19 protein-coding genes are annotated in these 23,867 nt (G+C 71.7%); 8 read left to right on the forward strand and 11 right to left on the reverse strand.

Annotation, left to right across the window (positions count from 1 at the left end; all coding sequences use genetic code 11):
- The first annotated feature begins 11 nt into the window (after positions 1-11).
- Positions 12-521 carry a Cys-tRNA(Pro) deacylase gene (ybaK, locus tag BJ961_RS27040; protein ID WP_271415397.1) on the forward strand — a complete coding sequence of 170 codons (510 nt, stop codon included), beginning with the start codon at positions 12-14 and terminating at the stop codon, positions 519-521.
- A gap of 67 nt (positions 522-588) precedes the next feature.
- Here ybaK and BJ961_RS27045 read toward each other — a convergent pair whose 3' ends face one another.
- From BJ961_RS27045 to BJ961_RS27060, 4 genes are all read right to left on the reverse strand, one after another.
- The gene (locus BJ961_RS27045) at positions 589-1,296 is read right to left on the reverse strand and encodes an AAA family ATPase (protein WP_271415398.1); all 708 of its coding nucleotides are present in this window, start codon (positions 1,294-1,296) and stop codon (positions 589-591) included.
- A 34-nt stretch (positions 1,297-1,330) separates the two neighbouring features.
- Positions 1,331-2,155 (reverse strand): ABC transporter permease, encoded by an 825-nt coding sequence (locus tag BJ961_RS27050; RefSeq protein WP_271415399.1) that lies wholly within the window; start codon positions 2,153-2,155, stop codon positions 1,331-1,333.
- Between the two features lie 89 nt (positions 2,156-2,244).
- Entirely contained in the window at positions 2,245-3,210 is a 966-nt protein-coding gene (locus BJ961_RS27055) for an ABC transporter ATP-binding protein (protein WP_271415400.1), read from the reverse strand.
- 166 nt (positions 3,211-3,376) lie between these two features.
- Positions 3,377-4,591 carry an NYN domain-containing protein gene (locus BJ961_RS27060; RefSeq protein ID WP_271415401.1) on the reverse strand — a complete coding sequence of 405 codons (1,215 nt, stop codon included), beginning with the start codon at positions 4,589-4,591 and terminating at the stop codon, positions 3,377-3,379.
- Between the two features lie 224 nt (positions 4,592-4,815).
- Between BJ961_RS27060 and BJ961_RS27065 the strand changes: the two genes are divergently transcribed.
- The gene (locus BJ961_RS27065; protein WP_271415402.1) at positions 4,816-4,983 is read left to right on the forward strand and encodes a hypothetical protein; all 168 of its coding nucleotides are present in this window, start codon (positions 4,816-4,818) and stop codon (positions 4,981-4,983) included.
- Positions 4,984-5,048: 65 nt separating this feature from the next.
- Here the strand turns inward: BJ961_RS27065 and dnaE are convergent, their stop codons facing one another.
- A complete protein-coding gene (dnaE, locus tag BJ961_RS27070) occupies positions 5,049-8,588 on the reverse strand; it encodes a DNA polymerase III subunit alpha (RefSeq protein WP_271415403.1) in 3,540 nt (1,179 codons plus the stop codon).
- A gap of 199 nt (positions 8,589-8,787) precedes the next feature.
- On the opposite strand from dnaE, the gene BJ961_RS27075 reads away from it, so the two are divergent.
- The 4 genes from BJ961_RS27075 (at position 8,788) to BJ961_RS27090 (ending at position 13,583) form a co-directional block, all read left to right on the forward strand.
- Entirely contained in the window at positions 8,788-10,128 is a 1,341-nt protein-coding gene (locus tag BJ961_RS27075) for a DUF2252 domain-containing protein (RefSeq protein ID WP_271415404.1), read from the forward strand.
- Between the two features lie 86 nt (positions 10,129-10,214).
- On the forward strand, positions 10,215-10,925 hold the full coding sequence (locus BJ961_RS27080; RefSeq protein WP_271415405.1) for a hypothetical protein: 711 nt from the start codon (positions 10,215-10,217) through the stop codon (positions 10,923-10,925).
- 88 nt (positions 10,926-11,013) lie between these two features.
- A complete protein-coding gene (locus BJ961_RS27085; protein ID WP_271415406.1) occupies positions 11,014-11,814 on the forward strand; it encodes a DsbA family protein in 801 nt (266 codons plus the stop codon).
- Between the two features lie 83 nt (positions 11,815-11,897).
- On the forward strand, positions 11,898-13,583 hold the full coding sequence (locus BJ961_RS27090; RefSeq protein ID WP_271415407.1) for an alkaline phosphatase D family protein: 1,686 nt from the start codon (positions 11,898-11,900) through the stop codon (positions 13,581-13,583).
- Here the strand turns inward: BJ961_RS27090 and BJ961_RS27095 are convergent.
- Positions 13,568-14,203, reverse strand: coding sequence for a dienelactone hydrolase family protein (locus BJ961_RS27095; RefSeq protein ID WP_271417178.1), 636 nt, complete (start codon positions 14,201-14,203; stop codon positions 13,568-13,570). The two genes, BJ961_RS27090 and BJ961_RS27095, sit on opposite strands and share 16 nt — an antisense overlap.
- A 60-nt stretch (positions 14,204-14,263) precedes the next feature.
- On the opposite strand from BJ961_RS27095, the gene BJ961_RS27100 reads away from it, so the two are divergent.
- Positions 14,264-15,412: a mechanosensitive ion channel family protein gene (locus BJ961_RS27100; protein ID WP_271415408.1), complete on the forward strand. Its 1,149-nt coding sequence runs from the start codon at positions 14,264-14,266 to the stop codon at positions 15,410-15,412.
- A gap of 30 nt (positions 15,413-15,442) precedes the next feature.
- On the opposite strand, the gene BJ961_RS27105 is transcribed toward BJ961_RS27100, so the two are convergent.
- The 5 genes from BJ961_RS27105 to BJ961_RS27125 form a co-directional block, all read right to left on the reverse strand.
- On the reverse strand, positions 15,443-17,029 hold the full coding sequence (locus tag BJ961_RS27105) for a Na+/H+ antiporter (RefSeq protein WP_271417179.1): 1,587 nt from the start codon (positions 17,027-17,029) through the stop codon (positions 15,443-15,445).
- Between the two features lie 91 nt (positions 17,030-17,120).
- On the reverse strand, positions 17,121-17,618 hold the full coding sequence (locus BJ961_RS27110; protein WP_271415409.1) for a GNAT family N-acetyltransferase: 498 nt from the start codon (positions 17,616-17,618) through the stop codon (positions 17,121-17,123).
- Complete coding sequence (locus BJ961_RS27115; RefSeq protein WP_271415410.1) at positions 17,615-18,559, reverse strand: RluA family pseudouridine synthase; 945 nt, start codon at positions 18,557-18,559, stop codon at positions 17,615-17,617. The genes BJ961_RS27110 and BJ961_RS27115 overlap by 4 nt, the downstream gene beginning before the upstream one ends.
- A gap of 72 nt (positions 18,560-18,631) precedes the next feature.
- The gene (gene lspA / locus BJ961_RS27120) at positions 18,632-19,231 is read right to left on the reverse strand and encodes a signal peptidase II (RefSeq protein ID WP_271415411.1); all 600 of its coding nucleotides are present in this window, start codon (positions 19,229-19,231) and stop codon (positions 18,632-18,634) included.
- A 79-nt stretch (positions 19,232-19,310) separates the two neighbouring features.
- Positions 19,311-20,030 (reverse strand): TraR/DksA family transcriptional regulator, encoded by a 720-nt coding sequence (locus BJ961_RS27125; RefSeq protein ID WP_271415412.1) that lies wholly within the window; start codon positions 20,028-20,030, stop codon positions 19,311-19,313.
- A gap of 598 nt (positions 20,031-20,628) precedes the next feature.
- Between BJ961_RS27125 and ileS the strand changes: the two genes are divergently transcribed.
- Positions 20,629-23,772, forward strand: coding sequence for an isoleucine--tRNA ligase (gene ileS, locus BJ961_RS27130; RefSeq protein ID WP_271415413.1), 3,144 nt, complete (start codon positions 20,629-20,631; stop codon positions 23,770-23,772).
- Positions 23,773-23,867: the final 95 nt, after the last annotated feature.

The raw sequence follows: 23,867 nt of genomic DNA on the forward strand, positions 1-23,867 counted from the left end.
TGCCGCCTCGCATGGCGAAGAAGTCGAACAAGGCGAAGAAGCAGCAGTCCGGCGGCACCCCCGCGACGGTGGCGCTGACGGCGGCCGGGGTGACGTACACGGTCCACACGTACGAGCACGACCCGGCCCACCCGTCCTACGGCGAGGAGGCGGCCGAGGCGACGGGCTTCTCGCCGGAGCGGGTGTTCAAGACGCTGGTGGCGGACGTCGACGGCGCCCTGACGGTCGCGGTGGTGCCGGTGGCGGGCCAACTGGACCTCAAGGCGCTCGCCGCCGCGGTGGGCGGCAAGCGCGCGGCGATGGCCGACCCGGCCCTGGCCGAGCGCACCACGGGCTACGTGCGGGGCGGCATCTCCCCGCTGGGCCAGCGCAAGCGGCTCGCCACGGTCCTGGACGCGACGGCCGCGGACCATGCCACGATCTGTGTCTCGGCGGGCCGCCGGGGCCTGGAGGTGGAACTCTCCCCCGCCGACCTGGCCGGACTCACGGACGCGGTCCTCGCCCCGATCGGCCGCGCGTAGCCCTGCCGGGCGGCGCGGCCCCGTGACGCGGCCCGGCGCCCGGCGGCGTCTTCGGGCGCGCGCGAGGTCAGGCCGGCTTGTCCCCGTACGGCCCCGACGGGGACCGCCCCGGCGCCGGCCAGGGGTCGGGCTCCGGGTCGCGGGGCCCGAAGAGTCCCGTCAGCCCCAGGTGGACCACGAGCGCCGCCAGTGACCACGCCAGCAGCGCTCCCTTGGCGCCCAGCTTCAGCGGCGCCGAGAACGTCACCCCCTTGCCCGCTTCCTTGGCGTGGGCGATCACGTCCTGGGCGGGTCCGAGCCACACCCCGAGCCGCCACGCCAGCAGCGAGCCGAGGATCCCGCCGACGCCCAGGGCCACCACCAGGGGCACGCCCCCGCGCCGCCGCGCCAGGAAGACCACCACCGCGCTGAGCGCGCCGAACGCCAGGGCCAGCAGAGTGAACGTGCCGTCGACACCGACCGCCTGCTCGCCCTCGGAGTCCTTGAGGTAGACGACCCAGCTGTCGTCGACCAGCTGGCCGACCAGCGGCACGCTCGGCGCCAGCTTCCACCACAGCACGCCCAGCAGCGCCCCGGAGAGCGCGACCGCCACGGCGGTCACGGCGGCCTGCCGCACTTCGGTCAGCATCCCGGGGCCGTCCTGTTCTCCGTGGTCGTCGTGCGGGGCGTCGAAGGCGGTGCCCACCGCGTGCGCACCGGCGGGCGGCGGCACCGGACCGCCCTGGTGCGACGAGCGTTCGTTCGGCGGCGGTGGCGGAGTCAGAGGTGCGGTCACCCCGCCATCGTGCCAAACCCGCCTGTGCGGCGCGTCACCGGACGGCGGCCCTGCGGTACGCCCAGGTGGCGACGGCCAGCGAGATCACACCGACCGCGGCGCACACCGCGAGGTCGCCGAGGACGAGGCCCCAGTCGGGCCCCCGGCCGAACGTCCGGGCGAACGCCTCCACGCCGTACGTGGAGGGCAGCAGGTCCCGGACCAGTCGGACCACCTGCGGCATCCGCTCGGGCGGCAGTACGCCGAGGAGCAGCGCCGCGGACATGCCGAGCTGGCCCAGCAGCGTGGCGAACTCGGGCCGGGGCGCGAGCAGCCCCAGCGCCGCGCCCAGTCCGGCGAGCGCGGCACCGGCCAGCGGGATCACGGCCACCAGTACCCACAGGTGGGTCATCGGCAGCCCGAACAGCAGGCACCCGAAGACCGCCGTCACCACGGTCCCGGGGACGGTGAAGGAGGCGTAGGCGCCCGCCGCGCCCAGCACCACCGCGGCGGGCGGCACCGGCAGCGTGGCGTAGTGGTCGAGGCCGCCGCTGGCGCGCAGCTGGCCGAAGTACTGGGCGAGGAGGTTCAGCGCGACGAAGGCCACGACGAGCACCGCCGACCCGGCGACCACCGACTGGGCCTCGCCGCCGCCGTCCACGACGCCGCGCATCAGGATCATGATGCCGACCGACTGGAAGGTCGCCACGAACAGCAGCGGGATGCGCGCGACCCGCGCCCGGGACAACTGCGCCCGGTACACGGCCACCAGGGAGGGCCACAGCCGCGCCTTCGGCCCCAGCGCGGCCGGGGCGGCCGTGCGCTGCTCCTCGACGGCCAGGACGGTGCCCGAAGCACCGTCCGCGGGTACGACACTCACGTCGCGCTGCTTCCCTTCGCTGGGGTCGTTCGAAGCGGCCGCCCCGACGGATGCGGACGCGGCGTCCGGTGTTCCCGTCGCTCGCGTGTTCACGCCCTCACCAGCCCCTGTCGTGCGGCGCCGCCCAGCGCCAGGTAGACGTCCTCGAGGCTGGGCGTGGCGAGGGTGAAGTCGTCCAGGGCGGCGAAGGCGGCGCCGCCGGTGACGGTGGCGACGACCGCGCGGGCCTCCTCGGGAGCGAGCCGCAGGGTCCAGCGGCGCCCCGACTCGGCGACGCGGTCGCGCAGGGCGGCGACCTCCGGGACGTTCAGCGGTGCGCTCTCGCGCCACACCAGGTCGACGCGGACCTCTCCGGCGACCTTCTCCTTGAGCCCCGAGGGCGTGTCGCAGGCGATCACGCGTCCCCGGTCCAGGACGGCGACCCGGTCGAGGACGGTCTCGGCCTCGATGACGTTGTGGGTGACGAGCAGCACGGTGGTGCCGTGTTCGGCGCGGCGCCGGTCGACGGCCGCCCAGACCGCGCGCCGGGCCACCGGGTCCATGCCGGTGGTCGGCTCGTCCAGGACGAGCAGCGGGCGTTGCCCGACCAGTGCGGCGGCGAAGCAGGCCAGGCGGCGCTGGCCGCCGGAGAGCTTCTTGACGGGGCGGGCGGCGAGGCCGGTCAGGCCCAGCTCCTCCAGGACGGCGTCCCGCTCGGCGCGGGCCCGCCGCGCCTCCAGGCCGCGCAGCCGTCCGGTGGTCTCGGCGGCCAGCGACACGGTCAGTTCGTCCAGGGCGCTGGACTCCTGCCCCAGGTAGGCGAGGATCCGCGCGGCCCGCTCCGGGTGGCGCACGATGTCGTGCCCGAGGATCTCCACGGCGCCGCGGTCGGGGCGCATCAGCCCGGTGAGCTGGCGTACGAGGGTGGACTTGCCTGCGCCGTTCGGTCCGAGCAGCCCGAAGATCTCGCCGCGGCGGATGTCCAGGCTCACGTCGTCGGTGGCCCGCACCTCCGGGGTGGCGGGAGCGCCGCGCCTGCCTCGCACCGCCGGATAGGTCTTGGTCAGTCCGCGCATCACGCACACGGCATCGCCACCGGGTCGAAGTGCCTGTGCCGCGCGCGTACTCACAAGGGACGAGAGTACGGGGTCCGCCGCCCCGCCCCGCTCCCGGGTCCGCCCATAAGTGTCGATTCGGCGGGTGCCGGTACGCGGGGGGAGCCGCCCGGGTCGCCGGAGCGTCTCACTCCGCGGCGGGGGCGCGTTCGGTCGCCGTCCGCGCGTCGATCTCGCGCCAGAACCCGGCCCGGATCGCGTACCGGTCGTGCTCGTCGATCTGGTCGTCCTTGTGGGCCAGCAGACCGAAGCGGGCGGCGTAGCGCAGCAGCTCCCCGTCGACGCGGTGCGGGATGCGCGGGTACATCCCGGACAGTTTCTGCAGGTGGCCGTGGTCTCCGAGGCGTTCGAGCCAGCGCCGGGCGAACACCTGTCCGACCTCGTAGGGGTCGCCGCCGACCGTGGTGATGTCCTCCTCGCGGTCGGCCCAGCGCTGCTCGGCCGTGGTGAGCTGGGCCAGCGTCGGCAGGGAGGCGGCCTCGGACGGCTCGCCGGCGGGCCGGTCGACCCAGCCCTTGTCGGAGGACCAGCGCAGGGTGGCGCTCGTCGGCTGCGGGGCGGCGTGCGGGCCGGGAGCGCGCAGGGCGGCGAGGTCCTTGGGGGTGGGGACGCCCTTGGCGGGCGGGACCCGCTCGTCGGTGCCGTTGCTCGCGGCGGTGGCCGTGGTGGGGTGCTCGGGCTCCCGGGCGGGCCGTTCCGCGGCGGCGGAGAGGGCGGCGTCGGGCAGCGGCGCGGAGAGGATCGCGGCGATCTCGGGGCGGGGCACGGGCGGCGGCGCGCAGATGCCGCCGAGTTCCTTGGCGCGTACGGCCTTCGTGATCCACGTACGGTCCAGGACGCGGCGTTCGTCGGCCTCGGCGACCAGGTCCTCGGACTGGTTGTAGTCGCCGTCGGCGGCCTGTACGGCCCACAGGTGGACGGCGACGCCGTGTTCCTTGGCGGCCATCATGCCCGGCAGCAGGTCGCCGTCGCCGGTCACCAGGACGACGTCGGAGCAGGCGCGGTTGCGGGCCAGCTCGGTCAGTTCGGCGTGCATGGCGGCGTCCACGCCCTTCTGCGCCCACCGCCCGTCGCTGCGGGTGAGGGCGCCGAGCCGGACGGTGACCCGGGGCATCACGCGCAACCGCCGGTGCTCGGGCTGCGGGACGCGGTCGGGGGCGCCGTCGAACCAGTAGATGCGCAGCAGGGGCTGCTGCGTGTCGGACTCGGCGCGGTCGCGCAACCCCTGGATGAGGGCGGCGTGATCGACGCTGATGCGCGAGCGCGAGGGCTCCCCGGCGAGGAGACTGGCGGCGGCCCCCAGCAGATACCCGGCGTCCACCAGGACGATGCAGCGGTCCACGCGATCCACCCTCTTTCCGGGAGGTTTGCTTCGGGCTTCCTTCGAGTCTGCCCGACCACGCGGAGGTTAACGGCCCGAACTCGATCTTCGGCGTGGCGTTTCGGCGCCCCGCACCCCGACGAACCGCGTCACGGACGGTAATTGCCCGATATGCGTTCTTTGTTGGCCTATGTGAATCTGGTTCCGGTCCTGGTCCCCAGATCCCCCTCAGGAGGCAGATCACCATGGCCAAGAACAAGAACAACCGTGATCGTAAGCAGCCCCGGGCCGAGCGCTCCCCGCAGGCCGCCGAGTCGACCGTGCTGGACCGCGAGGAGCAGCACTCCCCGCAGCTGACGACGCCCGGCGACGCGGCCTCCCGCAAGCGGAACAAGCGCTTCGGCCACAACTGACAGCCACGAGGAAGGGCGCACCGGCAACCGGGTGCGCCCTCGCTCGTCTTGGTCCGGGAGGCCGCTCAGCCCGCCAGGCAGGACGGGCCGAGCAGCACCTTCAGGTCGCCGAAGAGCGCCGGATCGGGCTTCACCCGGTGCCGGTCCAGGCGCAGCACCGTCGTCTTCGTGGGGCCCTGGAGCTTGATCCGCACCTCGCTGTCGCCCCGGTGGTGGGTGAGGATCTCACCGAGCCTGCTGACCATCGGCGGGGTGACGCGGGTGGCCGGGATGGTGAGGACGACGGGGGCGTTGGCGCCCGCGTTGGACAGGTCGGGGATCATCAGCTCCATCGCGACCAGCCTCGGCACGTCCTCGCGCTTGTCGAGGCGCCCCTTGACGAACACCACCGCGTCCTCGACGAGTTGGGTGGACACCAGCTGGTACGTCGCCGGGAAGAACATGCACTCCAGGGAGCCGGCGAGGTCCTCGACGGTGGCGATGGCCCAGGCGTTGCCCTGCTTGGTCATCTTGCGCTGGAGACCGGAGATGATGCCGCCGATGGTGACGACCGCGCCGTCGCCGAAGTCCCCGCCGGTGAGCTGGGAGATGCCCGCGTCGGCCTTGTCGGAGAGCACGTGCTCCAGGCCGAAGAGCGGGTGGTCGGAGACGTAGAGGCCGAGCATCTCCCGCTCCTGGGCGAGGAGGTAGGTCTTGTCCCACTCGTCCTCGCCGAAGACCACGTCGAGTCCGAAGCCGGGCTCGTCGTTCGCCTCCTCGCCCATGCCGCCGAAGAGGTCGAACTGGCCCTCGGCCTCCTTGCGCTTGACCGCGACCACGTTGTCGATCATCGGTTCGTACTGCGCGGTGAGGCCCTTGCGGGTGTGCCCCATCTCGTCGAAGGCGCCGGCCTTGATCAGCGACTCCGTCGTCCGCTTGTTGCAGACGACCGCCTCGACCTTGTCCAGGTAGTCGGGGAAGGACCCGTACTTCCCCTTGGCCTTGCGGCACCTGATGATCGACTCGACGACGTTGGTGCCGACGTTGCGGACGGCGGAGAGGCCGAAGAGGATCACGTCGTCGCCCTGCGCGGCGAAGTTCGACATGGACTCGTTGACGTTGGGCGGCAGCACCTTGATGCCCATGCGCCGGCACTCGTTGAGGTACACGGCGGACTTGTCCTTGTCGTCCTTGACCGAGGTGAGCAGCGCGGCCATGTACTCGGCCGGGTAGTTCGCCTTCAGGTAGCCGGTCCAGTACGAGACCAGGCCGTACGCGGCCGAGTGCGCCTTGTTGAAGGCGTAGCCGGCGAAGGGGACCAGCACGTCCCACAGGGCCTGGATGGCCTCGTCGCTGTAGCCGTTCTTCCGGGCTCCGGCCTGGAAGAGGACGAAGTTCTTCGCCAGTTCGTCGGGCTTCTTCTTGCCCATCACGCGGCGCAGGATGTCGGCCTCGCCGAGCGAGTAGCCCGCGATGATCTGGGCGGCCTTCTGCACCTGCTCCTGGTAGACGATCAGGCCGTAGGTGACCGCGAGGACCTCCTGGAGGGGCTCCTCCAGTTCCTTGTGGATCGGCGTGATCTCCTGCAGGCCGTTCTTGCGCAGCGCGTAGTTGGTGTGCGAGTCCATGCCCATGGGGCCGGGACGGTAGAGCGCGGAGACTGCGGAGATGTCCTCGAAGTTGTCGGGCTTCATCAGCCGCAGCAGGGAGCGCATGGGGCCGCCGTCGAACTGGAAGACGCCGAGCGTGTCGCCGCGTTGCAGCAGGTCGAAGGTCGTGGGGTCGTCGAGCGGCAGGGACAGCAGGTCGAGGTCGACGCCCTTGTTGGACTTCACCATCTTGACGGCGTCGTCCATGATCGTGAGGTTGCGCAGGCCGAGGAAGTCCATCTTCAGCAGGCCGAGCGACTCGCACTGCGGGTAGTCCCACTGCGTGATGGTCACGCCGTCGGTGTGCCGCACCCAGATCGGGGCGTGGTCGACGATGGGCTCGCTGGACATGATCACGCCGGCCGCGTGCACGCCCATCTGCCGCACCAGGCCCTCGACGCCCTTGGCGGTGTCGATGACCTTCTTGACGTCCGGCTCGGCCTCGTACATCCCGCGGATCTCGCCGGCCTCGCTGTAGCGGGGGTGCGTCGGGTCGGTGATGCCGTTGAGGTCGATGCCCTTGCCGAGGACGTCGGCGGGCATGGCCTTGGTGAGCCGGTCGCCCATCGCGTACGGGTAGCCCAGGACGCGCGCGGAGTCCTTGATGGCGTTCTTCGCCTTGATCTTGCCGTAGGTGCCGATCATGGCGACCTTGTCGGCGCCGTACTTCTCCGTCACGTACCTGATCACCTCGACGCGCCTGCGCTCGTCGAAGTCGATGTCGACGTCGGGCATGGAGACGCGCTCGGGGTTCAGGAACCGCTCGAAGATCAGGCCGTGCGGGATGGGGTCGAGGTCGGTGATGCCCATCGCGTACGCCACGATCGAACCGGCCGCGGAGCCTCGGCCGGGGCCGACCGCGATGCCCTGCTTCTTGGCCCACATGATGAAGTCGGCGACCACGAGGAAGTAGCCCGGGAACCCCATCTGGATGATGACGTCCATCTCGTACTCGGCCTGCTTCTGGCGGTCCTCGGGGACCTGGCCCGCGAAGCGGCGCTCCATGCCGCGGCGGACCTCCTCCTGGAACCAGGTGACCTCGGTGAAGCCGTCGGGGATGTCGAACTTCGGCATGAGGTCGCGCTTCTCGAACATGCCGGTCGTGTCGATCATCTCGGCGATCAGGCGCGTGTTGGCGCAGCCCTCCTGCCAGGCGTCGGAGGAGTCGATGGCGTACATCTCGTCCGTCGACTTCAGGTAGTAGCCGGTGCCGTCGAAGCGGAAGCGGTCCGGGTCGGAGAGGTTCTTGCCGGTCTGGATGCACAGCAGCGCGTCGTGGGCGGTGGCCTCGTGCGCGTACGTGTAGTGCGAGTCGTTCGTCACCAGGGGCGGGATGCCGAGCTTCCTGCCGATCTCCAGCAGCCCGTCGCGGACCCGGTGCTCGATCTCGATGCCGTGGTCCATCAGCTCCAGGAAGTAGCGGTCCTTGCCGAAGATGTCCTGGTAGTCGGCGGCCGCCTTCAGGGCCTCGTCGAAGTGGCCGAGGCGCAGCCGGGTCTGGACCTCGCCGGAGGGGCAGCCGGTGGAGGCGACGATGCCCTCGGACCACTGGCTGATGGTCTCCTTGTCCATCCGCGGCCACTTCTGCAGCCAGCCCTCGGCGTACGCGTCGGAGGAGAGGCGGAAGAGGTTGTGCAGGCCCTTGCTGTTCGTCGCCCACATGGTCTTGTGGGTGTAACCGCCGGAACCGGACACGTCGTCCCGCTTCTGGTGCGGCTGGCCCCACTGGATCTTGCGCTTGTTGCGCCGGGACTCGGGGGCGACGTACGCCTCGATCCCGATGATCGGGGTGACCCCGGCCTTCTGCGCGGAGTGGAAGAAGTCGTACGCCCCGTGCAGGTTGCCGTGGTCGGACATGGCGATGTGCGACATGCCCATCTCGTTGCACGCGTCGAACATGTCCTTGAGCCGCGCGGCACCGTCCAGCAGCGAGTACTGGGTGTGGACGTGCAGGTGCGTGAACGGCGGCTTGGACACGTGCGGCCTCCTGGGAAAACTGGGGACGACTGGCTGCGGTCGATCCGGGGGGTCAGCGTCGAAGTCTATGCCTCGCCGCTGACACTCGATGGCCCCACGCGTACCTTCGGGGCGGGCACTCCCGCATCCGTTCGAACGTTGGCCCGAGTGGAGATCCGCTCCACCCGTCAGGCATTACCCGCACCAGGAGGCACCAGGCATGTCGGTCCCGCAGCTCAACGAGGAGCACCGCGGCGAGGAGATCCTCGCCGTCTTCGACACCGCCTTCGGCCGGCTGCTGGCCGCGGATCCCGCGGCGTTCCGCGTCAAGTTCCGGAAGATGGCGGCCTCGGCCTTCGCCTTCTACCGCGGCACCGCCGGCCTCTTTTACCGCGATGTGACCGAGGATCCGGAGTTCAGCGACCAGCGGGGCGGCCCCTACCTGGACGAGCGGACCTCCCGGGTGTGGATCCACGGCGATCTCCACGCGGAGAACTTCGGCACGTACATGGACTCCACCGGCCGGCTGATCTTCAACGTCAACGACTTCGACGAGGCCTACGTCGGCCCGTTCACCTGGGACCTCAAGCGCTTCGCCGCCTCCATCGCGCTGATCGGCTACGCGAAGGCGTTCAGCGACGAGCAGATCACCGAGCTGGTGAGGGTGTACGCGGTCGCGTACCGCGAGCGGATCCACGCCCTGGCCACCGGCGCCAAGCGCGACGAGGTGCCGCCCTTCACGCTGGACACCGCGGACGGGCCGCTGCTCGGCGCGCTGCGGGTGGCCCGCTCCCTGACCCGCTTCGGCCTGCTGGACTCGATGACCGAGATCCGCGACTTCGAGCGCCGTTTCGCTCCCGGCGGCGGCGCCGTCGAGCTGGACGCCGCCACCCGCTACAAGGTCCTGGCGGCCTTCGACGGCTACCTGGAGACGCTTCCCGAGTCCTCCCTGGCCCGCCCGGACTCCTACCGCGTGAAGGACGTCGTGGGGCGCCGGGGCATCGGCATCGGCTCGGCCGGCCTGCCCTCGTACAACATCCTGCTGGAGGGCAACAGCGACGCCCTGGAGAACGACGTCGTGATCTACATCAAGCAGGCCCAGACCCCGGCCGTCTCCGGTCACATCACCGACCCGGCGATCCGGGACTACTTCCAGCACGAGGGCCACCGCACCGTGATCTCCCAGCGCGCCCTGCAGGCGCACGCCGACCCGTGGCTGGGCTGGACCGAGCTGGACGGCGCCGGGCAGCTGGTCGCCGAGGTCTCGCCGTACGCGGTCGATCTGGACTGGGGCGACATCGACGACCCGGAGGAGATCGCCGAGGTCGTCGCCGACCTGGGCCGGGCCACCGCCACCATGCACGGGGCGGCCGACGACCAGTCCGGGGAGTCCCTGGTGCCGTTCTCCACCGAGCGGGCCATCGACGCGGCGATCGCGGCCGACGAGGAGGGCTTCGCGCCGCTGCTGGTCGACTTCGCGCACCGGTACGGCGCACGCGCGCGCGGTGACCACCAGACCTTCGTCGACCTGTTCCGCAACGGCCGGATCCCCGGCCTGTGACCATTCCGGTTCGGTAACCGTCGGCCGTCTCACAGGAACCCTTTAGGGGTCCCTTACCGGACCCCGTGACACACTCTTCTACTGCTATGGACATATCCGGAACCCCGCTCAGAGCCGTACGCGCGGCGCTGTTCACGGCACTCGTCGTGACGCTCAGCACCGCGTCGCACGTGCTGCTGTCCGGGGTTCCGCTGCCGCTGACCACGGTGGCCGCGGTCGCCGCCGCCGTGTTCCTGATCGCGTACGCCCTGGCCGGGCGGCGCGAGCGCGGCTTCGGGCGGATCGCCGCCCTGCTGATCCCGTTGGAACTGGCGGCCGACACGGTCTTCACCACCGGCCAGCACGTCTGCTACGGCCGCGCGGGCGGCCCGGTCGCGGGCCCGCTGCGCTCCGTCGGCTTCGACGTGCTGTGCGGCGACGGCACCGGCATCCACGCGGGCGTCACCGCGCCGCTGACCCGGGTGACCGGGGCCGAGACCGACCGGATGGCGTCCGTGCTGGCCCAGGCCGCCCCCGGCACCGCCTGGCTGCTCCTTGCCGCGCACGTCGCGGTCGGGCTGCTGGCGGCGGCCTGGCTGCGGCGCGGCGAGCGGGCGCTGGCCCAGCTCCTCGGCGCGGTGGCCGCGACCACCTTCCGGCCGCTGCTGCTCGCCGTCGCGGCCGTGACCGTACGCCGGGCCCCGTCGGTGCGCCGCCCGGCGCTCCCGGCCCGCCGCGCCGCCGGCGCCCGCGAGCGGATCCTCACGCACTCCCTGGGACGGCGCGGACCGCCGAGCCCGGTGGCCGCCCTCGTGTGACCCGTCGCACGAGCAGCACCGAGCACAGCAGTCCCCCGTACACATATCCGCACACCCCCGTGTGCGCGTCCCCGGAGAGATCACCATCATGAGCAAGCGGAACAGCCAGGCGGCGAAGACGGCGGCCCGAGAGCGCCTGCGCGAGGAGCGGGAGCGCCAGGCCAAGCGCGACAAGGCCAAGCGGCAGATCGTCGTGGCCGTCTCCATCGTCGGTGTGCTGGCGATAGCCGGCGGCATCAGCTACGCCGTCGTGCAGGGCAACAAGCCGAGCGGCTGGGAGAAGGCCGCCGAGGCGAAGGTGGTGGCCCCGGCCAACACCTCCGGCAAGGACGGCACCACGGTCGTCATGGGCGAGTCCAAGTCCGACAACGTCGTCCACCTCTACGAGGACCCGCGGTGCCCGGGCTGCGCGGCGATGGAGCAGAGCATCGGCGAGACCGTCAACAAGGGCATGGAGGACGGCACCTACAAGCTCTCCTTCACCGTCGGCACCTTCCTCGACGGCAACCTGGGCGGCGAGGGCTCGAAGAACGCGCTGAGCGCGCTCGGCGCCGCGCTGAACGTCAGCCCCGAGGCGTTCGTCGACTACAAGACGGCGCTGTACTCCACCGAGTACCACCCGGAGGAGACGACCGACGAGTTCGCCAAGAACGACTACCTGATCAAGGTGGCGAACACGGTGGACGCCCTGAAGAACAACAAGAAGTTCCAGGACGCCGTGGAGAAGGGCACCTACGACGCCTGGGCGATGCGGATGAGCAAGTCCTTCGACAAGGCGGAGGGCGTGCAGTCGACGCCGACCATCAAGATCAACGACAAGGTGGTCGACACCCCGAGCACGCCGGACGCGTGGCAGAAGGCCCTGAAGGACGCCGGCGTCACCAAGTGACCCGGTGATCCCCGGCTGACGAGTGGGCGAACTTTCGCGAGTTCGCCCACTCCCGCGCGTACCGATCAGTAACCTGATCGTCCGTGACCAGTCGACACAGAGCGTCCGAAGAGAACGACACCTCCGCGAACCCCCGCACTCCGAGCCGCCGTACGGTCGTCAGGGCCGCGGCGGCCGGCGCCGTCCTGGCCGCCCCGCTGGCCGCCCCGCTGGCCGCGGCGCTGCCCGCGGGCGCCGCCGACGCGGCCCCCGCCTTCCTGCACGGCGTCGCCTCCGGCGATCCCCTGCCCGACGGGATCCTGCTGTGGACCCGGGTGACACCGGTGCCCGAGGCCATACCCGGCTCCGGAACCGGCCCGGACACCGAGGTGAGCTGGGTCGTCGCCACGGACAAGGCCCTCACGAACGTCGTCGCCAAGGGCTCCGTCACCGCGACGGCCGCCTCCGACCACACCGTCAAGGCGGACGTGCGCGGCCTCGCGCCCGCCACGGACTACTGGTTCCGCTTCGCCGCGGGCCCCACCGACTCCCCCGCCGCCCGCACCCGCACCGCCCCCGCGCACGACGCGGCCGTCACCGGCCTGCGCTTCGGCGTGGTCTCCTGCGCCAACTGGGAGGCCGGGTACTTCTCCTCGTACCGGCATCTCGCGGCCCGCGGCGACCTGGACGCCTGGCTGCACCTGGGCGACTACATCTACGAGTACGGCACCGGCGAGTACGGCACCCGCGACACGGTCGTACGGCCGCACGCCCCCGCCCACGAGATCCTCACGCTCGCCGACTACCGCGTCCGGCACGGCCGTTACAAGACCGACCCCGATCTCCAGGCGCTGCACGCGACGGCGCCGGTGGTGGCGATCTGGGACGACCACGAGATCGCCAACGACACCTGGTCCGGGGGTGCCGAGAACCACACCGAGGGTGCCGAGGGGAGCTGGGCGGAGCGGCAGAGCGCCGCCAAGCGGGCCTACTTCGAGTGGATGCCGGTGCGTCCGGCGATCGCGGGGACCACCTACCGACGGCTGCGGTTCGGCAAGCTCGTCGACCTCTCGCTGCTGGACCTGCGGTCCTTCCGTTCCCAGCAGGTGGCACTCGGCGACGGCGACGTCGACGACCCGGACCGCACCCTCACCGGCCGCGCCCAGCTCGACTGGCTCAAGTCGGGCCTCGCCGCCTCCGACGCCACCTGGCGGCTGGTCGGCAACCCGGTGATGATCTCGCCGTTCGCGGTCGGCGCGCTGCCCGCCTCGCTGCTCGGGCCGCTCGCCGAGCTGCTCGGGCTGCCGAAGGAGGGCATCGGCCTCAACACCGACCAGTGGGACGGCTACACCGACGACCGGCGCGAGCTGCTGGCCCACCTGCGCGCGCACGCGATCCGCAACACGGTGTTCCTGACCGGCGACATCCACATGGCGTGGGCCAACGACGTGCCGCACCACGCGGGGACGTACCCGCTGTCCGCCTCGGCGGCCACGGAGTTCGTCGTCACCTCGGTGACCTCCGACAACCTCGACGACATCGTGAAGGTCCCCGAGGGCACGGTCTCGGCGATCGCGGCGCCCGTCATCCGGGCCGCGAACCGGCACGTGCACTGGGTCGACACGGACCGGCACGGCTACGGCGTGCTGGACGTCACCGCGGACCGGGCGCAGATGGACTACTACGTCGTCGCCGACCGCACCGACGCGGACGCCGCCTCCGCCTGGGCCCGCTCCTACCGCACGCGCAGCGGCACGCAGCGCGTCGAGCGGGTCTACGCCCCGGTCTGAGCCTCCTGAAGCGTTTCGAGGAAGCCGAGCGCCACCCGCCAGGTGGCCTCGGCCGCCTCCGCGTCGTAGTCGTCCAGGTCCGGGTCGGTGTAGAGGTGACCGGCTCCGGCGTATCTGTGCACCTCGACGTCGGCGCCGATCCGGCCCATCTGGAGGTACCAGGCGCTGAGCCAGTCGTCCGTCTCGAAGGGGTCCGGCTCGGCGACATGCAGCTGGACCGGCAGCTCGTCGACCGAGGCGTTCGGCGCGAGGTCCGAGGTGCCGTGCAGGAGCAGCAGGCCGCGCGCCCGGTGGTCACCGAGGGCGAGGGTCTGGGCGATGGAGGCGCCGAGCGAGAACCCGGCGTACACCAGGCCCCGCTCGGAGTAGGGCGCGGCGGCCAGCACGGCCCGCTTCAGCAGCTCCTCCCGGCCGATCCCGTCCTGATGGGCCATGCCCTCCTCGACCGAGTCGAAGGTGCGGCCCTCGAAGAGGTCCGGGGTCCACACCTGGTGCCCGGCGTCGCGCAGCCGGTCGGCGGCCTGCCGCACCGCGGGCCTCGGGCCGAGGGTCGAGTGAAAGAGCACGATGTTCATGAGGCCATGGTGCCAGCCGGGGGTGACGGCGCGGCACCGGGCGATACCCGGAGCAGGACGTAAGTCACAGGTTCACCACACGGCGGTGGCGGTTACGTTCGAGGGATGGAGACGATACTCCGCCCGCTGATCGTGGTCGGCGGCTCAGTCCTGCTGACCCTGGTCATCGGCTGGGCCACCGACCTGTTGCTGCGCAAGGCCGACGGACGACACCCCGAGACACCCTTGTGGGGGCTGCTGCGCCGCGCCCGCGTCCCCTACCAGATCGCGCTGTGCGCGGGCCTGCTGAGAGGGTCCTACGTCGAGGCGGAGGTGTTCCCGGAGCACCAGACGGGCGTCGGCAGGACACTGACGCTGATGCTGATCGGCTCGGTGGCCTGGCTGGTGGTCCGGATCGCGGCGGCGGTCGTCGAGACGTCCTACTCGCGTTACGCGCACGCCCACGCCGAGCGGGCACCGGCCCGGGTGCGGCGGGTGCGGACCCAGGTCTCGCTGATCATGAGGGTGGTCACGGCGGTCGTCGGCGTGGTCGCCGTGTCGTCGATGCTGCTGACGTTCCCGGCCATGCGCGCGGCGGGCGCCTCGCTGCTGGCCTCGGCGGGCATCATCGGCATCGTCGCCGGTGTGGCGGCCCAGTCCACGCTGGGCAACCTGTTCGCCGGGTTCCAGATCGCCTTCGGCGACATGGTGCGCATGGGCGACACGGTCGTGGTGGACGGCGAGTGGGGCACCGTCGAGGAGATCACGCTGACGTACCTGACGGTGCGCACCTGGGACGAGCGCCGGATCACGATGCCGGTGTCGTACTTCACGTCGAAGCCGTTCGAGAACTGGTCGCGCGGCACCCCGCAGATGACCGGGACCGTCTACTGGCACCTCGACCACACGGCGCCGCTGGACCCGATGCGCGAGAAGCTGCGCGACCTGCTGCGCGAGTGCCCGGCCTGGGACGGGCGCAACTACAACCTGACCGTCACGGACACCACCCCGACCACCATGGAGGTGCGGGCCCTGGTGACCGCGAAGGACGCCGACGACATCTGGACGGTGCGGGTCGCGGTCCGCGAGGGGATGCTCCGCTGGCTGACCGACGAGCATCCGTACGCGCTGCCGCGGGTCAACACCGCGGACGCCGCCCTGCGCCCGTCCCGCGACGGTGTTCCGCACGCCCGCCGCTCCTCCGACGCCGGGGCCCACCGCTCCCCGGACGCCGGGGGCCACCGCTTCCCCGGGCGGCCGACGAAGCACCTGTGACCCCGGGGCGGCGCCGGGACGTCCGCGGCCTCACCGCAGGCTGCGGACGTCCAGGTGGCGCAGGACCCGGTCCACGACCTCCGGGTCCGCCCCGGCCTCGCTGCGGGCGGCCAGGATCTCGTGGCGGGCGGCGCTCAGCATCTCGCCCTGGATGCGCCGGACGCGTTTGACCCGGCGCGCTCGCTGCTCCATCGCCTCCCTGCGCTCCTCGTCCCCCAGGTCGGGGCTGATGCGCACGCCGATGTCGTACGCGCGCCGCAGCATCTGCTCGGACAGCTCCTCCGGCAGTTCCTCCACGTCCTCGATCTCCTTCAGGCGCCGCTTCGCCGCCTTGGCCGCCCGCAGCGCCAGGCCCCTCTCGTACTCCTGCTCCCGCTCGGTGTCCGCCCGTACCCCGAGCCGGCCCACCAGCCAGGGCAGCGTCAGGCCCTGGAGCAGCAGCGTGCCCATGATCACGCCGAACGCGACGAAGACGAGTTCCTCCCGGTGGGGGAAGGCCGACCCGTCGTCCGTCTCCAGCGGGATCGCCAGGGCCAGCGCGACCGAGGCCACGCCCCGCATCCCCGCCCACCACATCACCACGGTCTCCCGCCAGCTGGTCGGGATGTCCTCGTCCTGGTCGCGCCTGGCGTGCAGTCGCTGGGTGAGCCAGGTGGCCGGAAGCAGCCACAGCAGGCGGACCAGGATGACCACCGCGGTGATCGCCGCCGCCCAGCCGAGCAGTTCCGTCCACCGGCCGGAGGCCGTGCGGATGGCGTTGTGCAGTTCGAGGCCGATCAGCCCGAAGGCCACCCCGGTGACCAGGGTGTCGACCACGTCCCAGACGGTGTGTCCGCCGAGCCGGGTCATCACGTCGTCGGCGTCCGAGGCGTACTCGGCGAGGAACATGGCGGTGGTGAGCACGGCGAGTACGCCCGATCCGTGCAGTTCGTCGGCGGCGACGTAGCTCACGAACGGCACCAGCAGGGTCAGGCCGATCTGCAGTGTCGGGTCGCCCAGCACGCTCATGAGCTTGTTGGAGCCCCAGCCGAGCGCCAGCCCGACCGCGACGGCGACGACGGCGGACAGCACCAGGTCGAGCCCGGCCTCCCACGGCGAGAAGGCGCCGCCGACCGCCGCGGCGATGGCCACGTGGTACAGCACGATGGCCGTCACGTCGTTGAACAGTCCCTCACCCTCCAGGATGGACACCAGGCGGCGCGGCAGCCCCAGTTGACCGGCGACGGCGGTCGCGGCGACCGGGTCGGGAGGCGCCACCAGCGCACCCAGCGCGAAGGCGGCGGCGACGGGCAGTCCCGGCACGATCGCGTGGGCCACGGAGGCCACGCACACCATGGTGACGAAGACCAGCGCGACCGCCAGCAGGAAGATCGGGCGCTTGTTGGCCGCGAACTGCCGCCAGGACGTGCGCCGTACCGCCGCGTACAGCAGCGGGGGCAGCAGTGCGGGCAGGATCAGTTCGGGCGGGATGTCGACGTTGGGCACGAAGTCGAGCAGGGCCAGGACGATCCCGAGCAGCGTCATCAGCACCGGCGCCGGCAGCCCGAACCGGGCACCCAGGGGAACGCTCAGCAGGGCCCCGAGCAACAGCATGAACAACAGGGCCAGCTGATCCACAGTCACCGCTCCGGTGGGGTCTCGGCGTTACTGGACGGCGGACCTCAAGCCTGCCACGCCACCGGTCTCACCAGCCCGTTCGGCGCCCCGGCTACAGGGTTCGCCGCATCGCGCGGTGCGGGATCCCGGCGTCCGGGAACTCGGGTCCGTAGGCCTGGTACCCCAGACGTTCGTAAAATCCCAGGGCGTGTGTCTGCGCGTGCAGATCCACCGCGGTGAGTCCACGCGCGCGTGCCGCGTCCTCGAGGGCCCGCACCAGCGCGGCCCCGACGCCGAGACCGCGGGCCGCCGCGGTCACCGCGAGCCGGCCCAGGGAGCCGACGTCCGGGTCGCCGTCGCCGTTCCTCGCGGCGGCCGCCGCGCCGTGCAGCAGCCGGCCGGTGCCGAGCGGCACGCCGTCCGCCCGGACCGCGAGGACGTGCACGGCGCCGGCGTCGTGGGCGTCGTACTCGATGTCCTCGGGGACCTTCTGCTCGGCGACGAAGACGTCCTTGCGCACCGCGAAGCATGCCTCCCGGTCGGCGGGGTCCTCGGCGACGCGCACGGCGTAGGCCGGTGCGGAGCGTGCGGCGGACCGCGGGGCACTCATCCGTAGGTCTCCTCGCGGACCAGGTCGAGGGCGCGCTGGAGGTCCTCGGGGTAGTCGCTGGCGTATTCGACCCACTGGCCGTCGCCGGGGTGCTCGAAGCCGAGCCGCACGGCGTGCAGCCACTGGCGGGTCAGGCGCAGCCGCTTGGCGAGGGTGGGGTCGGCGCCGTAGGTCAGGTCGCCGACGCACGGGTGGCGGTGGGCGGCCATGTGGACGCGGATCTGGTGGGTGCGGCCGGTCTCCAGCTTCACGTCGAGCAGGGAGGCGGCACGGAAGGCCTCGATGAGGTCGTAGTGCGTGACGGAGGCCTTGCCCTCGGCGGTGACGGCCCACTTGTAGTCGTGCTGCGGGTGGCGGCCGATGGGGGCGTCGATGGTGCCGCTGGTCGGGTCGGGGTGGCCCTGCACGAGCGTGTGGTAGCGCTTGTCGACCGTGCGCTCCTTGAACTGGCGCTTGAGCGAGGTGTAGGCGCGCTCCGACTTGGCCACCGCCATCAGGCCGGAGGTGCCGACGTCGAGGCGGTGCACGATGCCCTGGCGCTCGGCGGCGCCGGACGTGGAGATGCGGTACCCGGCGGCGGCCAGGCCGCCGATGACGGTCGGCCCGGACCAGCCCGGGGACGGGTGGGCGGCGACGCCGACCGGCTTGACGATCACGACCACGTCGTCGTCGTCGTGCACGATCTCCATGCCCTCGACGGGCTCGGCGACGATCTGCACGGGCGCGGGCGCCTCGGGCATCTCGACCTCGAGCCAGGCGCCGCCGTGGACGCGCTCGGACTTGCCGACCACCGACCCGTCGACCTGCACCTTGCCCGCCGCCGCCAGCTCGGCGGCCTTGGTGCGGGAGAAGCCGAACATGCGGGAGATGGCGGCGTCGACGCGCTCGCCCTCCAGGCCGTCGGGCACGGGCAGGGTGCGGATCTCGGGAATCGTGCTCACCCGTCGAGTATGCCGGACGGCTCGGACACTCCCGAACACGCGCTCAGTCCCGGCGCCCCCCCCCGGACGCGCTCAGTCCTTGTGGACGGTCCCGTCCGGGTCCAGGCCCCGGAAGGAGAGGATCACGATCAGGATGCCGCCGCAGACGATCGCCGAGTCGGCGAGGTTGAAGACGGCGAAGTGCTTGGGCGCGATGAAGTCCACGACCGCGCCCTCGAAGACGCCGGGCGCGCGGAAGATCCGGTCGGTGAGGTTGCCGAGGGCGCCGCCGAGCAGCAGGCCGAGCGCGATCGCCCACGGCAGGCTGCGGAGCTTGCGCGCGAGGCGGGCGATCACGACGATCACGGACGCCGCGATCACCGTGAAGATGATCGTGAACGCCTCGCCGAAGCCGAAGGCCGCGCCCGCGTTGCGGATCGCCACGAACCTCAGCCAGTCGCCGATGATCTCGATCGGTTCGTGGTGCTCCAGTTTGGCGACCACCAGCATCTTGCTGCCCAGGTCGAGCAGGTATGCGAACACGGCGACCGCGAACAGCACGGCGACCCGCCGCTTGCCCCGGGGGCGCTCCGAAGCCTGCTCCCGCTCCTGCTCGGCGTCGGGCCGCTCCTGCCCGTCCCCCGCCGTGTCCGGGGTGTCCGGAGTACCGATGATGCGCTCCGCCTCTGCCACGTGAGTCCCTCAGCCTAGGTCCTTGACTGAGGACGAGGGTACGGCACGCCTCCCGTCCCGGCTGCTGCTCCGTACCGGCTCAGTACCGCCGTTCCTGCTTCTGCTTGCACTCGACGCACAGGGTGGCCCGGGGGAAGGCCTGCATGCGGGCCTTGCCGATGGGGTTGCCGCAGTTCTCGCACAGACCGTAGGTGCCCGTGTCCAGGCGTTCCAGGGCGCGCTCGGTCTGGGTGAGCACCTCGCGCGCGGTGGCCGCGAGTGCCAGTTCGTGCTCGCGCGTGATGTTCTTGCTGCCGGTGTCGGCCTCGTCGTCGCCCGCGCCGTCGCCGGAGTCCCGCATCATGCCCTGCAGGGACCGCTCGGAGGTGTCGATCTCGGTGCGCAGCCGGTCGGCCTCGGACTGCAGCTCCCCGCGCGCCTCCTCGACCTCCTGCGGGGTCCAGGGCTCCTCGCCGGGGCGTACCGCGAGGTCGCCGGGGTCCACGGCGGCGCCGCGTGCCTTGGGAACGGCGGTCTTGGCCGCCGTGGCCGTGCCAGGAGTCTTCTTCGCAACCACCGTCGTGGCTCCCGTCTGCTCCGCGGCCTCGGCCGCGCCCGCCTTCTTGGCCGTGCTCTTCTTCGCCGTGCTCTTCTTCGCCGCGGTCGTCCCGGCCGCGTTCTTCTTCGCCGCGGTCTTCCTCGCCGGGCTCTTCCGTGCCGTCGCCGCCTTCGCGGGGTCCTGCTCCGCGGTGCTCTCCTGCGCGGCGCCCTCCTCCGCGGCGCTCCGTTTCGCGGCCGTCGTCTTCTTCTTCGCCACCATGGCCGCGGCCCCTTCACATATTGTGATCTTGCGCGCGAATCGTGCTGGGACGATAAATCGACTCCGGTCCCGCGGCAACGGGGCACGCCGCCCGGTTCGCCCGCCCGCCGCGCACCTCGCGTCGAGCATGCATGCGTTGTGCCCAGCTCCCCGCCCGGTAATCCGCCGCAGCGGCTCCCGACCGGGCCGCCCGCGCGCCGCACCCCGGACGGCGGCATTCGGGTCAGGCCGGGCCGTACGGAGGCCGTGGCACGCCCGCTCCCCTCCCGGCGCGAAAACCGGTCGGCCGCCGTCCGCGCGGCGCCGTACACTGGGCGCAGCGAAAGGCGTGGATGGGGACGAGTAGCGGCGTCAGCAGCCCAGAGCGACCCGGGGACGGTGTGAGCCCGGGGGCGAGCGCGACGTGAAGATCACCCCGGAGCCGCCGGAAGAAAGCCGTGGCAGGACAGCCGCGGCGAGTAGAGCCGGCTCGCGACCCCAATGAGGGGGCTCGCCGGAGCACACGACGCACCGGCCGGGCCAAGGAGGGTGGTACCGCGGGAGCACGGCTCTCGTCCCTCCGACGGAAGGCAGCACGTCCGCCGGAGGAAGCTCGCTGATGACAACGCCTCAGTACCGCCAGGTACCCGCCCAGGTCGACCTGCCCGCGCTCGAACACGCGGTGCTCGACTTCTGGCGCGAGCAGAAGATCTTCGCCAAGAGCCTGGAGCAGTCCGAGGGCCGCCCGGAGTGGGTGTTCTACGAGGGCCCGCCCACCGCCAACGGCATGCCCGGCGCGCACCACATCGAGGCGCGCGTCTTCAAGGACGTCTTCCCCCGCTTCCGCACGATGCGCGGCTACCACGTGGGCCGCAAGGCCGGCTGGGACTGCCACGGGCTCCCGGTGGAGCTGGCGGTGGAGAAGGAGCTGGGCTTCTCCGGCAAGCAGGACATCGAGGCGTACGGCATCGCGGAGTTCAACGCCAAGTGCCGCGAGTCGGTGACCCGCCACACCGACGCCTTCGAAGAGCTCACGACCCGGATGGGCTACTGGGCCGACCTCCAGGACCCGTACCGCACGATGGACCCCGAGTACATCGAGTCCGTGTGGTGGTCGCTGAAGGAGATCTTCGGCAAGGGCCTGCTGGTCCAGGACCACCGCGTCGCCCCCTGGTGCCCCCGCTGCGGCACCGGCCTGTCCGACCACGAGCTGGCCCAGGGCTACGAGACGGTCGTCGACCCGTCCGTCTACGTCCGCTTCCCGCTGACCTCCGGCCCGCTGGCCGGCGAGGCCGCGCTGGTGGTCTGGACGACGACCCCGTGGACCCTGGTCTCCAACACCGCGGTCGCCGCGCACCCCGACGTCACCTACGTCGTCGTCACGAACGGCGAGGAGAGGCTGGTCGTCGCCGAGCCCCTGGTCGCCAAGGCCCTCGGCGAGGGCTGGGAGACCACCGGGCAGTCCTTCACCGGCGCCGAGATGGAGCGCTGGACGTACCAGCGCCCCTTCGAGCTGGTCGAGTTCCCCGAGCCCGCGCACTACGTGGTGAACGCGGACTACGTCACCACCGAGGACGGCACCGGCCTCGTCCACCAGTCCCCCGCCTTCGGCGAGGACGACCTCAAGGTCTGCCGGGCCTACGGCCTGCCCGTGGTCAACCCGGTCCGCCCCGACGGCACCTTCGAGGAGGACGTCCCGCTGGTCGGCGGCGTCTTCTTCAAGAAGGCCGACGAGAAGCTGACCGAGGACCTGGACGCCCGGGGCCTGCTGTTCAAGCACATCCCGTACGAGCACAGCTACCCGCACTGCTGGCGCTGCCACACCGCGCTGCTCTACTACGCGCAGCCGTCCTGGTACATCCGCACCACCGCGATCAAGGACCGTCTCCTCCAGGAGAACGAGAAGACCAACTGGTACCCGGACGCGGTCAAGCACGGCCGGTACGGCGACTGGCTGAACAACAACATCGACTGGGCGCTCTCCCGCAACCGCTACTGGGGCACCCCGCTGCCGATCTGGCGCTGCGAGGAGGACCACCTCACGGTCGTCGGCTCCCGCGCGGAGCTGACCGAGCTGACCGGCACCGACCAGTCGGCCCTGGACCCGCACCGCCCGTTCATCGACGACGTCACCTTCACCTGCACCCACGAGGGCTGCTCCCTCGAAGCGGTGCGCGTGCCGGAGGTCATCGACGCCTGGTACGACTCGGGTTCGATGCCGTTCGCGCAGTGGGGCTACCCGTACAAGAACAAGGAGCTGTTCGAGAGCCGTTACCCGGCGCAGTTCATCTCCGAGGCCATCGACCAGACCCGCGGCTGGTTCTACACGCTGATGGCGATCGGCACCCTGGTCTTCGACAAGTCGTCCTACGAGAACGTGGTCTGCCTCGGCCACATCCTCGCCGAGGACGGCCGCAAGATGTCCAAGCACCTGGGCAACATCCTCCAGCCGATCCCGCTGATGGACCAGCACGGCGCCGACGCGGTCCGCTGGTTCATGGCGGCCGGCGGCTCCCCCTGGGCGGCCCGCCGGGTGGGCCACGGCACCATCCAGGAGGTCGTCCGCAAGACGCTCCTCACATACTGGAACACGGTCGCCTTCCAGGCCCTGTACGCCCGCACCACGGGCTGGGCCCCCAGCGAGGCCGACCCGGCCCCGGCCGACCGCCCGGTCCTGGACCGCTGGCTGCTCTCCGAGCTGCACGCGCTGACCGACCAGGTCACCCAGGCGTTGGACGCGTACGACACCCAGCGCGCCGGCAAGCTGCTGTCCGCGTTCGTCGACGACCTGTCCAACTGGTACGTACGCCGTTCCCGCCGCCGCTTCTGGCAGGGCGACAAGGCCGCGCTGCGCACCCTGCACGAGGTCGTCGAGACGGTCACCAAACTGATGGCGCCGCTGACCCCGTTCATCACCGAGCGGGTCTGGCAGGACCTGGTCGCTCCGGTCACCCCGGGTGCCCCGGAGTCGGTCCACCTGTCGTCGTGGCCCGAGGCCGACCTCACGGCGATCGACCCGGAGCTGTCGAAGCAGATGGTCCTGGTCCGCCGCCTGGTCGAGCTGGGCCGGGCCACGCGCGCGGAGTCGGGTGTCAAGACCCGCCAGCCGCTCAGCCGCGCCCTGATCGCGGTGGCGGGCTTCGGGACGCTCAGCCCCGAGCTGCACGCGCAGATCACGGAGGAGCTGAACGTCGAGTCCCTCGCGTCGCTGAGCGAGGTCGGCGGCTCCCTGGTCGACACGACCGCGAAGGCCAACTTCCGGGCGCTGGGCAAGCGGTTCGGCAAGCGCGTCCAGGACGTGGCCAGGGCGGTCTCGGGCGCGGACGCCGCCGCGCTGTCCCTCGCGCTGCGCGAGGGCACGGCGTCGGTGGAGGTCGACGGCGAGACCATCACCCTCGCCCCGGACGAGGTGATCATCACGGAGACGCCGCGCGAGGGCTGGTCGGTCGCCTCCGACTCGGGCGCGACGGTGGCGCTCGACCTGGAGCTCACGGAGGAGCTGCGCCGTGCGGGCCTCGCCCGGGACGCGATCCGGCTGATCCAGGAGGCCCGCAAGAACAGCGGCCTCGACGTCGCCGACCGCATCGCCCTGCGCTGGACGGCCACGGACCCGGCGACGATCGCCGCCCTGACCGACCACCGCGGCCTGATCGCCGACGAGGTCCTGGCGACGGACTTCGCCCAGGGCGAGGCGGACGACACGTACGGGGCGCCGTTCACGGACGAGGGCCTGTCCCTGGTGTTCCGCCTGCGCAAGCAGTAACCGAAGGAGAGCGACGAGGGCCCGCATCCAGGAGATGCGGGCCCTCTGCCGCAGCCGCCGCGGACAGCGAGACCCCGCCCAGCACCAGCACCAGC

The sequence above is a fragment of the Streptomyces lienomycini genome, from assembly GCF_027947595.1.
Classification (GTDB): Bacteria; Actinomycetota; Actinomycetes; order Streptomycetales; family Streptomycetaceae; genus Streptomyces; species Streptomyces lienomycini.

Coding starts and splice junctions, on each gene's coding strand:
- BJ961_RS27055 (WP_271415400.1), bottom strand. CDS start 3,210: ATGCGCGGACTGACCAAGACCTATCCGGCGGTGCGAGGCAGGCGCGGC.
- BJ961_RS27110 (WP_271415409.1), bottom strand. CDS start 17,618: ATGAGTGCCCCGCGGTCCGCCGCACGCTCCGCACCGGCCTACGCCGTG.
- BJ961_RS27085 (WP_271415406.1), top strand. CDS start 11,014: ATGAGCAAGCGGAACAGCCAGGCGGCGAAGACGGCGGCCCGAGAGCGC.
- BJ961_RS27080 (WP_271415405.1), top strand. CDS start 10,215: ATGGACATATCCGGAACCCCGCTCAGAGCCGTACGCGCGGCGCTGTTC.
- BJ961_RS27125 (WP_271415412.1), bottom strand. CDS start 20,030: ATGGTGGCGAAGAAGAAGACGACGGCCGCGAAACGGAGCGCCGCGGAG.
- BJ961_RS27100 (WP_271415408.1), top strand. CDS start 14,264: ATGGAGACGATACTCCGCCCGCTGATCGTGGTCGGCGGCTCAGTCCTG.
- ileS (WP_271415413.1), top strand. CDS start 20,629: ATGACAACGCCTCAGTACCGCCAGGTACCCGCCCAGGTCGACCTGCCC.
- BJ961_RS27065 (WP_271415402.1), top strand. CDS start 4,816: ATGGCCAAGAACAAGAACAACCGTGATCGTAAGCAGCCCCGGGCCGAG.
- BJ961_RS27075 (WP_271415404.1), top strand. CDS start 8,788: ATGTCGGTCCCGCAGCTCAACGAGGAGCACCGCGGCGAGGAGATCCTC.
- ybaK (WP_271415397.1), top strand. CDS start 12: ATGGCGAAGAAGTCGAACAAGGCGAAGAAGCAGCAGTCCGGCGGCACC.